We start from the raw sequence: 14,837 nt of genomic DNA on the forward strand, positions 1-14,837 counted from the left end.
AGAGTAAAACTCCTTTTACTGCCTCATTACCCAAATGAGGCAGTTTTTCTTTTAAAAAAAAAATATCCAAACCCATATTTTTGTATTTTTCTTTAGGCTTCTTTACTATTGATAGTATAGGAATTATATAAATGGAAGAACTGGAGGAATGGATATGGATAAGGAGCAGACAACGTTGGATTTTGAAGAAAAGGTTTTGGAAACGATCATTGAGTCATCGCTAAATACGATCGATGGTCTGTTGTCAATCGATGGGGAGCTTTTTACTGCAGAAGACACAGCACCTCTAGCCGAAGAGAGTGAGCCAATAAATGGCATAGAAATCAATGTAGAGAAAAGAAACGTGACTGTTCAATTGACAATCATTATTGAGTTTGGAAAAAATCTAAGTGAAATATTTTTGGCAATTAAAAGGAAGGTTTCGGAGGATATCGAAAGAGTAACGAATTTTGAAGTAACAGAAGTAAATGTACATGTCGAAAATATTGTGACAAAAGAAGAATACTTGACCTTGAGTGCTGAATAAACGGATACTGAAGGCTGGGTAAGTGATAAAGAAACGATTGAGAAGTACATTTCTATTTACCAAAATGATTGATTTTTTTATGACAAGGGAAGGCATGCTGACGAATAAAAAAGAAGCTGAAAGAAGAGCTGATTTTAAAAGGTAGTTTGTACCATAAACTTTTAAAATCATTTCAAGCTTTCAGCTTCTTGTTTCTCTTTATATTTTCTTCACGTGAGCAGCCTGCAATCCGCGCGAACCTTCAACAACTTCAAATGTTACTTCTTGATTCTCTTCCAAATTCTTAAAGCCTTCTTCTTCTATTGCAGTGAAATGAACGAAAATTTCTTCATCTTCGTTGTATGCAAGAAATCCATATCCTTTTCTGCTGTCGAACCATTTGACGAAACCCTTTTCCATTCTGTTCACACTCCTTTGAGATTTGAAACTAGTCTCATTATAATGACAAACACAGAAAAGGTCAACATTTTGGAATAGCTATTAGATAAACATGGAAAAGTAAAAAAAGAAGGGTTATAATAGAAAATATCTTAACGAAAACAAACGAGTGATAGAATAAAGTTCGGGAAAAGAGGAAAAAATGAAGACAGATATTGAGATTTCACAAGAAGTAGCATTACAGCCGATTCAAAAAATAGCTGAATCTATTGATTTGCGCGCAGATGATTTGGAATTTTATGGAAAATATAAGGCAAAAATCGATTTTCCATCAATGAAACGCTTGGATAATCAGGAAGATGGCAAGTTGATCTTAGTTACTTCGATTAACCCAACCCCAGCTGGCGAAGGAAAGTCAACAGTAACTATCGGTTTAGGGGATGCGCTGAATCGAATTGGGAAGAAGACAGTGATTGCACTGAGAGAACCGTCCCTAGGTCCAGTGATGGGTATAAAAGGGGGAGCTACTGGCGGAGGCTACGCGCAGGTCTTGCCAATGGAGGACATCAACTTACACTTTACTGGCGATATGCATGCAATTACAACGGCCAATAATGCGTTATCAGCTTTGTTGGATAATCATATTCAACAAGGGAATGAACTAAACATTGACGCGCGAAGGATCATATGGAAGCGTGTTGTAGATCTGAATGATCGAGAATTGAGACAGGTGATTGTTGGTCTGGGCGGCCCAATCCAAGGTGTTCCTCGTGAGGATGGGTTTGACATTACTGTAGCCAGTGAAATCATGGCGATTCTTTGTCTGGCGTCTGACTTAGAAGACCTTAAATTACGTCTTGGCAACATTGTTGTTGGTTATACCTTTGACCGTGAGCCAGTAACAGTCAGTGACTTGGAGATTCAAGGGGCGTTAGCTCTATTATTGAAGGATGCAATCAAGCCCAACCTAGTTCAAACGATATATGGAACAGCGGCGTTTGTTCATGGGGGCCCTTTTGCGAATATCGCACATGGATGCAACAGTATTCTCGCAACGAAAACGGCATTGAAGCTAGGTGATTATGTTGTGACAGAGGCTGGCTTTGGCGCCGATCTTGGTGCAGAGAAATTTCTTGATATCAAAGTGCCAAACTTAAAAAAATCACCGGATGCTGTAGTGATCGTTGCAACGATTCGTGCTCTGAAGATGCATGGCGGGGTTGCTAAAAATGAATTGAATGCAGAAAATGTCTTTGCCTTGAAAAAGGGCTTTGCAAATCTGAAAAAACATATTGAAAACATGGAAAGCTATGGTTTACCAGTGGTTGTTGCGATCAATGAGTTTGTCAGCGATACGAAAAAGGAAGTGGAGATTCTCCTTGACCTTTGCTCAGAGGCCGGTGTTCCAGTGGAACTAACTCAGGTTTGGGAAAAAGGCGCAGAAGGCGGAGAAGCTTTGGCAAAGACAGTTATTGAAACGATTGACAAACAAACAGCAGATTTCCGTACAATCTACTCAATGGGGATTGGTCTTGGAGAAAAAATTGAAACAATTGTCAAGAAAATTTACGGCGGCAAAGAAGTTGTATTTTCTCCAAAAGCACAAAAGCAGTTGGAAACATTTACGAAGTATGGATGGGATCGTTTGCCTGTATGTATGGCTAAGACTCAATATTCTTTGTCAGATGATCCGACGAAGCTTGGTAAACCAGAAGACTTTACCGTAACTATTCGTGAGTTGGTACCGAAGCTTGGTGCTGGGTTTGTTGTAGCGTTGACTGGTGATGTGATGACAATGCCGGGACTGCCTAAGAAGCCAGCAGCATTAAATATGGATATCGATAAAGACGGAAATGCTATTGGTCTATTCTAAAATCCGAATAAAAGCATAAGAGATTTTCTGAATCTCTTATGCTTTTTGATGTTGTTAATGGAGGAATATTTTTATTTCATAAAAATAGAGATAAAATCATCTATTCGAGTTAAAGCGCTTGCAAAACGGATTGGTATATGGTATAAAATAGATGTAAGGGGTAATAGAAATTCCTTAACCAATCCTGTAGAAATAGTACAGGGGAATAGTGAACGATGCGAAAGCATTGAAGACGGAAGCCGAGCTGGCAAATAAGAAAGGAACGTGGGAATTTGAGCAACTCCTTACTAATTGAATATGGTCTGGCAAGTGTTTTAAAATAAAGGGTTGAGTGGACATAAGAACCTCAATTCAGATGTGTATGAAGAAGAAAAAACAACACTTGTCAGACTATTTTTGTGTTTAAAAATGATCTGGGTACTATAGAATCGAGAAACCAAACGAACGACTGCGGTAGAAAATAGACCGGCAGTTTTTTTTTTTGCAAGCTATTCTGAAAAGTGCGCGTAGAATGATGGATAAAAACGGTTCTTCTTTTCTATCATCGTTTTTTATTATATACTTGTTAAGAACTGTAATGGAGGGATAGCGATGAATGTTCACGTGACACGAAGAACAGGATTTTACGGAATGGCAACACCAATCGAAGTGTTGAAAAATGGCGAACGCTGGTTCATGATTGCTAATAACTCACAAAAAACATTGAATGTGACAGAAAATCAAGTAGAAGTACAGGTTCGGTTTTATTTTATGAAGAGCGAGGTGCTCTACTTAAAAAATGATGCATCTGATAAGGAATTGGAAATTACGATGAACCCTGTGCTAGTATCCAACTACTTGGTCTTTTTTCTTTTAATGCTGCTGATTCCTCTGGTGGGTGTGTCGATTGCAGGGATTTTATTCGTTTTGCTTCTCTACTTCATTTTTCTTTTTCTTATGTTGAAGAAAGCATACGTAATCAAGGAGATAGATGATGGGGCATAATGCAGAACAGTTTTTGAGCAGCTTTAATCGAATTGAAAAATGGCTGAAGGAACAATTGAACAATCCGTCCAGTATGGGTTTCAGTGAAATGACTCGAAGGATGGCAAAGAAGAAACAGTCTCAGGTTGCTCCTGTAGAAAATGATTTGTTACAGCTGGCACAGCTTCGTAATGCCATTGTACATGAACGAATCGCTAAGGATTTTGTCATTGCTGAGCCAAATCAATGGGCTCTTGATCGCATACAGACAATAGAAGAACAGTTGATAGCTCCTGAGAAGGTCCTACCAAAATTTGCGAAGCATGTAACAGGTTTTGAGATGGCTATTCCTTTAGAAGAGATTCTGAAAATCGTTGCGAAGAAGCAGTATTCCCAGTTTCCTATTTATCACGCAGGCCATTTTAAAGGCTTGATCACGGTAAGAGGATTGGGTATCTGGATGGCGGTTGAAAGTGTGAAAAGTGGCGGTGATATTCATCTGGATGGGAAAACAGCAGGTGATCTTTTAGCAGATAACTATAAAATCGCAAACTATCAGTTCGTGGACAAAGAAACCAACATTTATCAGGTAGAGGAATTATTTGAAACCCAAGATCGCTTAGAAGCAGTATTGATAACTAAGGATGGCGATCCAAATGGTAATTTGTTAGGGATTATCCGTCCAAAGGATTTATATGAACACGACTAAATAAGCGCTAAGAATAGGATTGCTATGATTTTTACTATTGGCGATAGCGTCTCTTCAAACAAGTCATAGCAGATAATAACGGTGAAAAGGAATGATGTAGTTGTTAGCAGTGTATTTGATTATTAGTGCAGTAATCGTTGGACTTGACCAATGGACAAAGTATTTGACTGTCGAAAATATCCAACTGGGAGAAACCAAAGAGTTTATTTCGGGCTTTCTTTCATTTACGTATATTAGAAACACTGGCGGAGCATGGAGCATTTTAGAGGGAAAGATGATGTTTTTCTACATTATGACAGTTGTCGTCGTAGCTGTACTTCTTTATATGCTGGTAAAAAATATAAAAAATAGTAAATGGTTTACGATAGGTCTGAGCCTAATTTTAGCCGGCGCATTAGGAAATTTTATTGATCGTTTGCGTTTAGGTTATGTGGTCGATATGTTTAAAACTGAGTTTATTAATTTCCCGATTTTTAATGTGGCGGATATGGCTTTAGTCATCGGTGTAGCCTGTGTATTTATCTATTTGATTCTGGATGAACGGAAAGAGAAAAAAGCGAAAGCATGAAAACAACGAAGAAACTAGTTAGTATGAGAAGAAGGATGGCAAAGCATGGATCAAATTAATTTTACAGTAAAAGAGGAAACGGGTCGAATCGACAAGGTGTTGAGTGAACAGCTTAGCTATTCAAGGTCACAGGTTCAGATATGGTTGAAGGAACAACAGGTTACCGTGAATGGTGAAATCGTTCGTTCGAATTATAAGGTCAAATCCGGGGATCAAATCGAGATAAAGATTCCCGAACCGGAAGAGTTAGTTATTGAAGCAGAAAATATCCCTTTGACGATCGTTTATGAAGATCAGGATGTAGCTGTAATTGATAAGCCACAAGGAATGGTCGTTCATCCGGCAGCAGGTCATTCGAATGGAACATTAGTGAATGCGCTGATGTATCATATCAAGGATCTTTCTTCAATCAATGGCGTGATTCGTCCAGGCATCGTTCATCGAATCGATAAGGATACTTCTGGATTATTGATGATAGCAAAAAACGACAAAGCACATAAATCCTTAGCAGAGCAGCTGAAGGAAAAGACGTCGATTCGAAAATATTTAGCATTAGTGCATGGCGAAATTGGTCATGATAAAGGCGAGATCAATGCGCCAATTGGTCGTTCGAAGGTTGATCGGAAAATGCAGGCTGTCATTGAAAACGGAAAACCGGCTGTGACCCATTTTGAAGTCATTGAGCGTTTCAAGGATTACACATTGATCGAGCTACAGCTTGAAACTGGTCGTACTCATCAAATCCGTGTTCACATGAAATACATTGGACATCCTGTTGCAGGTGATCCGTTGTATGGGCCAAGAAGAACCTTGGAAGGGAACGGACAGTTTCTTCATGCGAAGACACTAGGCTTTGTCCATCCGTCAACAGGTGAGTATATGGAATTTGAGTCACCGCTTCCGGAGGTTTTCAAAAAAACTTTGGAGCAATTGGAAGATAATCATTGATTTATTATTGAATAAAAGGTAAACTATCCCTAGTTGAATATTATTCCTTTAAGAGTAGTCCCGTGAGGCTAAGAAGGACACATGCAGATGCAATCAGGTGCGCTTGATGTTGGTCTGTATGTATTACAGTATACTTTTGTAAACTTGTAAGCTATCCTCCTGCCTTCTGGGCAGGAGTTTTTTTGTTATTCTGAGTAAATTTTGGAATAAGTAAGAGATTCGGAGTAATAATCGTCAAATCATTGGCTAATTATATAAGGAGGAAGAAACATGCAAGGAAAAGAAGTTGTAGATGCAGTCACAATGAAACGTGCATTGACACGTATCACGTATGAAATCATTGAAAGAAATAAAGGAATTCAGGATATTGTTCTAGTAGGAATCAAAACGAGAGGGATCTACATTGCGGCACGTATTGCAGAGCGCCTAAAACAGTTAGAAAACATCGATGTTCCTGTGGGTGAATTGGATATCACATTATACAGAGATGATGTGGCTGACAATACATTGGAAGAACCGGAGCTCCATTCTTCTGACATTCCGTTTTCTGTGAAAGGGAAACAAGTGATTCTAGTAGACGATGTATTGTTTACGGGTAGAACGATTCGAGCTGCACTGGATGCGGTCATCGATTTGGGCAGACCAAAAAAAATCTCATTGGCTGTTTTAGTGGATCGTGGGCATAGAGAACTGCCGATCCGAGCGGATTATGTAGGGAAGAACATTCCGACATCCATCAAAGAAGAGATCATTGTAGAGATGGAAGAGCTTGATGGAAAAGACCGTATTTTGATCAAAAAAGAAGCAGAATAAAATCAATCGTTGAATAGAGAGTTGGAGTAGAGACAAATGGAAGAGAAGAAGTTTAGGAACACAGATGTTGTATTGGATATTCATGACAAACCAAAACCGCTACAGTGGATGGGATTAAGCTTACAGCATTTGTTCACGATGTTTGGCGCAAATGTATTAGTACCGATTTTGACAGGCTTGGAGCCAAGTATTGCCTTATTCAGTTCGGGCGTAGGAACCTTGCTATATATTTTGATAACAAAAGGCTCTGTACCAGCATATCTCGGAAGCAGTTTCGCCTTTATCTCAGCTATCAATGCACTAATGGCTACACAAGGCTATCCGGCAGTAGCGCAAGGGATCATCTACGCAGGAATCGTCTATCTGATTGTTGCATTCATCATTGCGAGAGTAGGGTCTGATTGGATCAACAAAATATTGCCTCCAGTAGTGGTAGGACCGGTCATCATGGTCATCGGGTTAGGCTTAGCATCGACAGCATCAAGTCAAGCGATGTACAAAACATTAGCAAGCGGCGAGTCTGTTTATGATAGTAAATATTTTATGGTGGCATTATTCACACTAGGGATCACAATCTTCTTCAATATGTATCTAAAAGGCTTTCTAAGCTTGATTCCAATTTTATTGGGAATTGTTTCAGGGTATGTCTTTGCGATGATCGTTGGGATCGTGGATTTGACACCAGTATCTGAAGCAGCGTGGTTTAGTCTTCCGGCTTTCCAGATTCCTTTCGTAGATTATGACGTGACTTTCTCATTAGCGGCTCTGACGAGTATGGCACCGATCGCTTTTGTTACGATGACAGAGCATATGGGCCATCTGATGGTTTTGAGTAAAATCACCAAAAGAGACTTCTTCCAATCTCCTGGCTTGAATAAAACATTGTTGGCTGACGGATTGTCAACAATTATCGGCGGAGCGACTGGTGGACCGCCGACGACTAGTTACGGAGAAAATATCGGTGTGTTGGCAATCACAAAGGTACACAGTGTCTATGTCATTGGTGGCGCGGCAGTTCTGGCGATTCTGGCAGGATTTATCGGAAAAATCAGTGCAGTGATCTTGAGTATTCCAACACCAGTCATCGGCGGAATCAGCTTCCTGTTGTTTGGCGTTATTGCTTCCAGCGGGTTGAGAATTCTGATTGATAACAAAGTGGATTATGATCAGAAACGAAACCTAGTGATCACATCAGCAATTTTGGTTATCGGTATCGGCGGAGCTTACCTGAAAATCGGTGGTTTCGAATTGACTAGTATGGCATTAGCGACAGTATTGGGTATTGTATTAAATCTAGTTTTACCAGCACATGCACGAAGTGAAGATGGGCAACAAGAAGTAGATATTTGAGTAACGAACTGAAAAAATGAAAGATGGAGGCAGGAAACTTTCATTGTAACTATTTTATTAGAAGCAAGTTGAAAATGAGGATTTTATTCACAAAATACACAAGGAGGAATGACGAATGATTCATACATCAGAACGTGTCAGTTTGAAGCATCTGTTGACAGTTGAAGCATTAAGTGATCAAGAAGTGATGGGGTTGATTCGACGAGGGCAGGAGTTCAAAAAGGGAGCTGTCTGGCAATCGGCGGGGAAACAATTTTTTGCAACAAATCTTTTCTTTGAGAACAGCACGCGGACACATAAGAGCTTTGATGTCGCAGAAAAGAAGCTAGGTCTTGAGGTTATCGAATTTGAGGCCAGTACTAGCTCAGTTCAAAAGGGTGAAACATTGTATGACACTGTTTTGACTATGTCTGCTATTGGTGTAGATGTGGCAGTCATTCGTCATGGTGAGGAAAACTACTATGATGAACTGATTCAAAGTAAGACGATTCAATGTTCAATAATCAATGGCGGTGATGGCAGCGGTCAGCATCCTACACAATGCTTATTGGACCTGATGACGATCTACGAAGAGTTTGGTCATTTTGAAGGCTTGAAGGTAGCCATAGTTGGTGATTTGACTCATTCCAGAGTGGCAAAATCCAACATGCAAATGTTGAAGCGGTTGGGTGCTGAAATCTATTTCTCCGGTCCGGAAGAATGGTATGATGCACAGTTTGATGTCTATGGGGAGTATGGGCAGTTAGACGATATTGTAGAAAAGGTAGACGTGATGATGCTGCTTCGTGTACAGCATGAACGTCACGACGGGACAGAGAGCTTTTCTAAAGAGGGCTATCACCAGCAATATGGTCTAACAGTCGAACGGGCAAAACGTTTGAAAAAGGGAGCAATCATCATGCATCCGGCTCCTATCAATCGAGATGTAGAGCTTGCGGATTCATTAGTTGAAGGAATCCAATCAAGAATCATTCAGCAAATGAGCAATGGGGTCTACATGAGAATGGCAATTTTGGAAGCAGTACTAGAAGGAAAGGCGTAGGTGGCAGAGTATGAAAACATTGATAAAAAACGGGAAAATTGTAGAAAAAGGAAATCAGTTAACAGAGGCGTCTATTTGGATCGAAGATGGAAAAATCTTTGCTATTGGGAAGGCTTTTGATGAAACGGGTTTTGATAAAGTATACGATGCGAACGGGCAGCTCATCACTCCGGGCTTAGTAGATGTTCATGTGCACTTGAGAGAACCGGGCTTCACATATAAAGAAACAATCGAGACAGGGAGCAAAGCAGCAGCAAGAGGCGGATTTACGACAGTTTGTGCGATGCCTAACCTGAATCCGGTACCGGATACTGCTGAAAAGCTGAAAGAAATTTACGCTATTATTCAAAAGGATGCGGTGGTGAAGGTGCTGCAATATGCGCCCATCACAGAAGAGCTGCGCAGTGAACGTTTAACGGATCAAAAAGCCTTGAAACAAGCTGGTGCATTTGCTTTTACGAATGACGGTGTAGGCGTTCAGACAGCTGGTACGATGTATCTGGCAATGAGGGAAGCTGCGGCAAACAACATGGCGTTGGTAGCACACACCGAAGATGAATCGTTATTATTTGGTGGTGTGATGCACGAAGGCGAAATTTCTAAAAAGCTAGGGCTTCCTGGGATTCTCAGTGCAACAGAGGCGTCACAGATTGCCAGAGATATTACTTTAGCAAAAGAGACAGGTGCACATTATCATGTCTGCCATGTGTCGACAGAAGAAAGTGTTCGTGTGATCCGTGATGCGAAACGTGCCGGTATTCATGTGACTGCTGAGGTTTCTCCTCATCACTTGTTGCTGATCGATGAAGATATTCCGGAAGATAACGGGTTTTGGAAGATGAATCCTCCGTTAAGAGGAAAAGCAGATAGACAGGCGTTGATCGACGGGTTACTCGATGGAACAATCGACTGTATTGCGACAGACCATGCCCCACATGGCTTGGAAGAAAAAAATCAAACATTCTTGAAAGCACCATTTGGAATCGTGGGCAGTGAAACGGCCTTCCAATTGATTTACACGCATTTTGTAGAAACAGGCAAATTTACACTAGAGCAAGTCGTTGATTGGATGGCAGTAAAACCGGCAGCCATTTTCGGATTAGATGCTGGTACATTGAAAATCGGCGCAGCTGCTGACATTGCGGTTTTTGATTTAGCATTAGAAGAAGCAATCGATGAACAGGATTTTGAATCAAAAGCTGTTAATACCCCATTCGTTGGCTGGAAGGTCAAAGGAAATACCATGCTGACGTTTGTGAACGGAAAGCTGGTATGGGCTAAGGAGGAAGTGTAACGTTGAAACGATTACTTATTTTAGAAGATGGAACTGTCTTTGAAGGAAAGGCCTTCGGAGCGGATGCAAATGTAGTAGGCGAAGTCGTATTTACAACAAGTATGACTGGCTATCAGGAAACAATCACTGACCAAAGCTTCAACGGTCAGATCATCACCTTTACGTACCCAATGGTAGGGAACTACGGAATCAACCGTGATGATTATGAATCTATTGCTCCAACCTGTAAAGGAGTAGTAGTTAAAGAGTTTGCACGTCTGGCTTCTAATTGGAGGAATCAGCTTACTTTAGATGAATTTCTAAAGCGTAAAGGTATTCCTGGGATTGCCGGGATCGATACACGTGCACTGACGAAAAAACTTCGTTCGGCAGGAACAATGAAGGGAATGCTTGTTGATAAAGGGGATGAACTAAACCATCTCTTTGATCAATTGAAAGCGACCGTGTTGCCGCACAATCAAGTGGCTCAGGTTTCTACAACAAAGCCTTACCCTAGTCCGGGGATCGGCAGAAATGTCGTGGTTGTTGATTTTGGGTTGAAACACAGTATTTTACGTGAGCTTTCCAAAAGAGAATGCAACCTGACTGTTTTACCATACAATACGGATGCACAGACGATTCTTGATCTTCATCCAGATGGGGTGATGTTGACGAATGGACCAGGCGATCCAAAAGATGTACCTGGTGCAATCGAAATGATCCAGCAGATTCAAGGGAAAGTCCCCATTTTCGGTATATGCTTGGGGCACCAGTTGTTTTCATTAGCAAATGGCGCAGACACGTATAAGATGAAATTTGGTCACCGCGGATTAAATCATCCGGTAAAAGAAATTGCAACAGGGCGTATTGATTTCACCTCACAAAACCATGGGTATGCAGTTGATGAAAACACCATTGATCCTGAGAAGCTGATGGTCACTCATATTGAAATCAATGATGGAACTGTTGAGGGAGTCAGACATAGAGAATTCCCGGCGTTTACTGTTCAATACCATCCAGATGCTGCACCTGGTCCTCATGATGGACTGCACCTGTTTGACGAATTTATGGAATTAATGGATGCATGGAAGGAGCAGAGAAATGCCTAAACGTACAGATATAAAGAAGATCATGGTTATTGGTTCTGGTCCAATCATTATTGGTCAGGCCGCAGAATTTGATTATGCGGGCACGCAGGCATGTCTCGCCCTAAGAGAAGAAGGCTACGAGGTCGTTTTGGTCAATTCGAATCCTGCAACGATCATGACAGATAAGGAAATCGCCGATAAAGTTTATATTGAACCGATCACACTTGAGTTTGTATCAAGAATTCTTCGTAAAGAGCGTCCCGACGCGTTACTACCAACCCTTGGTGGTCAAACAGGCTTGAACATGGCAATGGAGCTTGCGGCTTCCGGCATCCTAGATGAACTGGAGGTTGAACTGCTAGGAACGAAATTAAGTGCGATCGATCAAGCGGAAGACCGTGACCTATTCAAACAGCTGATGGAGGAATTAGGTCAACCGATTCCTGAGAGTGATATTGTACACACTGTCGAAGAAGCGGTGGCGTTTGCTGATACGATTGGTTATCCGATCATTGTTCGTCCCGCATTTACGCTTGGTGGGACTGGTGGCGGAATGTGTGACAATGAAGAAGAGCTGAGGATCGTTGCTGAAAATGGGTTGAAGCTTTCTCCAGCTACGCAATGTTTGATCGAGAAAAGTATTGCTGGGTTCAAGGAAATTGAATACGAAGTGATGCGTGACTCAGCAGATAATGCTATCGTTGTTTGTAACATGGAAAACTTTGATCCGGTCGGCATTCATACAGGAGATTCGATTGTATTTGCGCCAAGTCAGACCTTGTCAGATTATGAATATCAAATGCTGAGAGATGCTTCCTTGAAAATTATTCGAGCGTTGAAGATCGAAGGTGGCTGTAACGTTCAACTTGCACTAGATCCTCATAGCTTCAATTATTACGTGATTGAAGTAAATCCTCGGGTTTCTCGTTCCTCTGCTTTGGCAAGTAAGGCGACAGGCTATCCGATTGCCAAATTGGCAGCGAAGATTGCTGTTGGTCTGACATTGGATGAAATGAAGAATCCGGTAACAGGAACAACCTATGCAGAGTTTGAACCGGCGTTGGATTATGTTGTAGCGAAAATTCCACGTTGGCCGTTTGACAAGTTTGAAAAGGGCGATCGTTTGCTTGGAACGCAGATGAAAGCAACCGGAGAAGTTATGGCAATCGGCAGAAACATTGAGGAATCTTTACTTAAAGCTGTTCGCTCACTGGAAATTGGAACTCACCACAATGAGTTGAAGGAGTTAAAAGAAGTTTCCGATGATGCTTTGACTGAAAAAGTGGTCAAAGCCCAAGATGATCGCTTGTTCTATCTCTCAGAAGCTTTGAGAAGAGGCTATACGATTGAAGAATTAGCGCTTTTGACGAAAATCGATTTGTTCTTCCTTGATAAGTTGTTGCACATCGTAGAATTAGAAACGGAACTTGCTGCAAATATTGATGATTTAGATGTTTTAAAGGATGCGAAGCAAAATGGCTTTACGGATCGCAAGATTGCCGAGCTGTGGCAAACAACACCTGAAGCGATTGTTCAAATTCGTAAAGCGCATGGCATTGTACCCGTTTATAAAATGGTTGATACTTGTGCGGCGGAATTTGAATCACAAACACCTTATTTTTATAGTACCTACGAATTTGAAAATGAGAGTGTTCGCTCAGAAAAACCGTCAGTATTAGTTTTAGGATCAGGACCGATTCGTATTGGTCAAGGGGTAGAATTTGACTACGCAACGGTTCATTCTGTGAAGGCTATTCAAGCAGCGGGCTATGAAGCAATTATTATGAACAGTAATCCTGAAACAGTGTCAACGGATTTCTCAATTTCTGACAAGCTGTATTTTGAGCCGCTGACCTTGGAAGATGTCATGAATGTCATTGACTTAGAGCAACCAACTGGGGTTATCGTTCAGTTCGGTGGTCAAACAGCGATCAACCTAGCAGAACCTTTAACGAAAAATGGCGTAAAAATCCTAGGAACGACGATCGAAGATTTGGATCGAGCAGAAAACAGAGATTTATTTGAACAGGCAATGAATGAGTTGAATATTCCGCAACCTCCTGGCGACACAGCAGTCAGCGAAAGTGAAGCAGTAGCGATTGCAGATCGCATCGGTTATCCGGTATTGGTTCGCCCTAGCTATGTGTTGGGTGGTCGAGCAATGGAAATCGTAGAAAATCAGAAGGATCTTGAAGATTACATGCGTAATGCAGTGAAAGCTTCGCCGGAACATCCGGTTTTAGTAGATAGCTATTTATTAGGACGCGAATGTGAAGTGGATGCTATCTGTGATGGGGAAACAGTACTGATTCCTGGAATCATGGAGCATATTGAACGCGCGGGTGTCCATTCCGGAGATTCAATGGCTGTTTATCCGCCACAAACACTTTCTGATGCAATCAAAGAAACTATTGCGGACTATACAAAAAAATTGGCACATGGGTTAAACTGTATTGGCATGATGAATATTCAGTTTGTCATCCATGATGAGACAGTCTATGTCATTGAGGTCAATCCAAGAGCCAGCCGTACCGTGCCGTTTTTAAGTAAAATCACAGGAATCCCAATGGCTCAGGTAGCAACAAAAGCAATTCTTGGTGAAAAGCTGACGGATTTAGGTTATGAAGATGGCCTCTATCCAGAAAGTCAGCAAGTTCATATCAAAGCACCCGTTTTCTCTTTCACAAAATTACAAAAAGTGGACACTTATCTTGGCCCTGAAATGAAATCGACAGGTGAAGTTATGGGCTCAGACTATAGTTTGGAGAAAGCTCTTTATAAGGCGTTTGAAGCTTCTGGCCTGCATTTACCAAGTTATGGCGCAGTACTCTTTACAATCGCTGACGAAACCAAAGAAGAAGCCCTAGATTTAGCAAAACGTTTTAATAGTATCGGATACAGTCTGGTAGCTACCTCAGGAACAGCGAAGTTCTTTGCAGAAGCCGGTCTTCGCGTCAAGACAGTCTTGAAAATCGAAGAACAGGAAGTAGGAAAAGAAACGGTTGTTGACTTGATTCGCAGCGGCCAGACACAGGTCGTGGTCAATACGATGGATAAGAATCGTTCGTCCGTGAATGAAGATGGCTTTATTATCAGAAGAGAATCCGTTGAGCATGGCGTTCCATTATTTACTTCGCTGGATACCGCGAATGCTATTTTGAAAGTATTGGAATCAAGAGCCTTTTCAACAGAGGCGATATAGCCGTTTACACAGTTTAAGATAATTTATCAGAAATGTCGTCCTCTGCTTTTTCCTAAAGAAGCAGAGACGACAATTATCGTATATTTAGGAAATAAAATACAACG

At 41.2% G+C, this 14,837-nt stretch carries 13 protein-coding genes; 12 read left to right on the plus strand and 1 reads right to left on the minus strand.

Going from position 1 to position 14,837, the window contains the following annotated elements; genetic code table 11:
- The first annotated feature begins 154 nt into the window (after positions 1-154).
- Positions 155-526 carry an Asp23/Gls24 family envelope stress response protein gene (locus A5888_RS01085; protein WP_170924672.1) on the plus strand — a complete coding sequence of 124 codons (372 nt, stop codon included), beginning with the start codon at positions 155-157 and terminating at the stop codon, positions 524-526.
- A gap of 198 nt (positions 527-724) precedes the next feature.
- Here the strand turns inward: A5888_RS01085 and A5888_RS01090 are convergent, their stop codons facing one another.
- On the minus strand, positions 725-925 hold the full coding sequence (locus A5888_RS01090; RefSeq protein ID WP_086347439.1) for a cold-shock protein: 201 nt from the start codon (positions 923-925) through the stop codon (positions 725-727).
- A 181-nt stretch (positions 926-1,106) separates the two neighbouring features.
- On the opposite strand from A5888_RS01090, the gene A5888_RS01095 reads away from it, so the two are divergent.
- The 11 genes from A5888_RS01095 (at position 1,107) to carB (ending at position 14,733) form a co-directional block, all read left to right on the plus strand.
- Complete coding sequence (locus A5888_RS01095; RefSeq protein ID WP_086347440.1) at positions 1,107-2,777, plus strand: formate--tetrahydrofolate ligase; 1,671 nt, start codon at positions 1,107-1,109, stop codon at positions 2,775-2,777.
- Between the two features lie 591 nt (positions 2,778-3,368).
- A complete protein-coding gene (locus A5888_RS01100) occupies positions 3,369-3,761 on the plus strand; it encodes a hypothetical protein (RefSeq protein WP_086347442.1) in 393 nt (130 codons plus the stop codon).
- Positions 3,751-4,449 carry a CBS domain-containing protein gene (locus A5888_RS01105; protein WP_086347443.1) on the plus strand — a complete coding sequence of 233 codons (699 nt, stop codon included), beginning with the start codon at positions 3,751-3,753 and terminating at the stop codon, positions 4,447-4,449. The genes A5888_RS01100 and A5888_RS01105 overlap by 11 nt, the downstream gene beginning before the upstream one ends.
- Before the next feature lie 100 nt (positions 4,450-4,549).
- Entirely contained in the window at positions 4,550-5,017 is a 468-nt protein-coding gene (gene lspA, locus A5888_RS01110; RefSeq protein WP_086347444.1) for a signal peptidase II, read from the plus strand.
- Between the two features lie 45 nt (positions 5,018-5,062).
- The gene (locus A5888_RS01115) at positions 5,063-5,965 is read left to right on the plus strand and encodes an RluA family pseudouridine synthase (RefSeq protein WP_086347445.1); all 903 of its coding nucleotides are present in this window, start codon (positions 5,063-5,065) and stop codon (positions 5,963-5,965) included.
- 270 nt (positions 5,966-6,235) lie between these two features.
- Positions 6,236-6,778 carry a bifunctional pyr operon transcriptional regulator/uracil phosphoribosyltransferase PyrR gene (pyrR, locus tag A5888_RS01120; protein WP_086347446.1) on the plus strand — a complete coding sequence of 181 codons (543 nt, stop codon included), beginning with the start codon at positions 6,236-6,238 and terminating at the stop codon, positions 6,776-6,778.
- A 36-nt stretch (positions 6,779-6,814) separates the two neighbouring features.
- Entirely contained in the window at positions 6,815-8,128 is a 1,314-nt protein-coding gene (uraA, locus tag A5888_RS01125; RefSeq protein WP_086347447.1) for a uracil permease, read from the plus strand.
- Between the two features lie 115 nt (positions 8,129-8,243).
- Complete coding sequence (locus tag A5888_RS01130) at positions 8,244-9,170, plus strand: aspartate carbamoyltransferase catalytic subunit (protein WP_086347448.1); 927 nt, start codon at positions 8,244-8,246, stop codon at positions 9,168-9,170.
- Positions 9,171-9,180: 10 nt separating this feature from the next.
- The gene (locus A5888_RS01135; RefSeq protein WP_086347449.1) at positions 9,181-10,464 is read left to right on the plus strand and encodes a dihydroorotase; all 1,284 of its coding nucleotides are present in this window, start codon (positions 9,181-9,183) and stop codon (positions 10,462-10,464) included.
- Between the two features lie 2 nt (positions 10,465-10,466).
- On the plus strand, positions 10,467-11,552 hold the full coding sequence (locus A5888_RS01140) for a carbamoyl phosphate synthase small subunit (protein WP_086347450.1): 1,086 nt from the start codon (positions 10,467-10,469) through the stop codon (positions 11,550-11,552).
- Positions 11,545-14,733 carry a carbamoyl-phosphate synthase large subunit gene (gene carB / locus A5888_RS01145; protein ID WP_086347451.1) on the plus strand — a complete coding sequence of 1,063 codons (3,189 nt, stop codon included), beginning with the start codon at positions 11,545-11,547 and terminating at the stop codon, positions 14,731-14,733. The genes A5888_RS01140 and carB overlap by 8 nt, the downstream gene beginning before the upstream one ends.
- Positions 14,734-14,837 lie beyond the last annotated feature (104 nt).

The organism is Enterococcus sp. 9E7_DIV0242, from assembly GCF_002140975.2.
GTDB classification, from domain to species: domain Bacteria; phylum Bacillota; class Bacilli; order Lactobacillales; family Enterococcaceae; genus Enterococcus_L; species Enterococcus_L clewellii.

What these genes read in the sequence shown, in the direction of transcription:
- pyrR (WP_086347446.1), top strand. Translation starts at nt 6,236, where the DNA reads ATGCAAGGAAAAGAAGTTGTAGATGCAGTCACAATGAAACGTGCATTG.
- A5888_RS01105 (WP_086347443.1), top strand. Translation starts at nt 3,751, where the DNA reads ATGGGGCATAATGCAGAACAGTTTTTGAGCAGCTTTAATCGAATTGAA.
- A5888_RS01135 (WP_086347449.1), top strand. Translation starts at nt 9,181, where the DNA reads ATGAAAACATTGATAAAAAACGGGAAAATTGTAGAAAAAGGAAATCAG.
- A5888_RS01085 (WP_170924672.1), top strand. Translation starts at nt 155, where the DNA reads ATGGATAAGGAGCAGACAACGTTGGATTTTGAAGAAAAGGTTTTGGAA.
- A5888_RS01130 (WP_086347448.1), top strand. Translation starts at nt 8,244, where the DNA reads ATGATTCATACATCAGAACGTGTCAGTTTGAAGCATCTGTTGACAGTT.
- uraA (WP_086347447.1), top strand. Translation starts at nt 6,815, where the DNA reads ATGGAAGAGAAGAAGTTTAGGAACACAGATGTTGTATTGGATATTCAT.
- A5888_RS01115 (WP_086347445.1), top strand. Translation starts at nt 5,063, where the DNA reads ATGGATCAAATTAATTTTACAGTAAAAGAGGAAACGGGTCGAATCGAC.
- carB (WP_086347451.1), top strand. Translation starts at nt 11,545, where the DNA reads ATGCCTAAACGTACAGATATAAAGAAGATCATGGTTATTGGTTCTGGT.
- A5888_RS01095 (WP_086347440.1), top strand. Translation starts at nt 1,107, where the DNA reads ATGAAGACAGATATTGAGATTTCACAAGAAGTAGCATTACAGCCGATT.
- A5888_RS01100 (WP_086347442.1), top strand. Translation starts at nt 3,369, where the DNA reads ATGAATGTTCACGTGACACGAAGAACAGGATTTTACGGAATGGCAACA.
- A5888_RS01090 (WP_086347439.1), bottom strand. Translation starts at nt 925, where the DNA reads ATGGAAAAGGGTTTCGTCAAATGGTTCGACAGCAGAAAAGGATATGGA.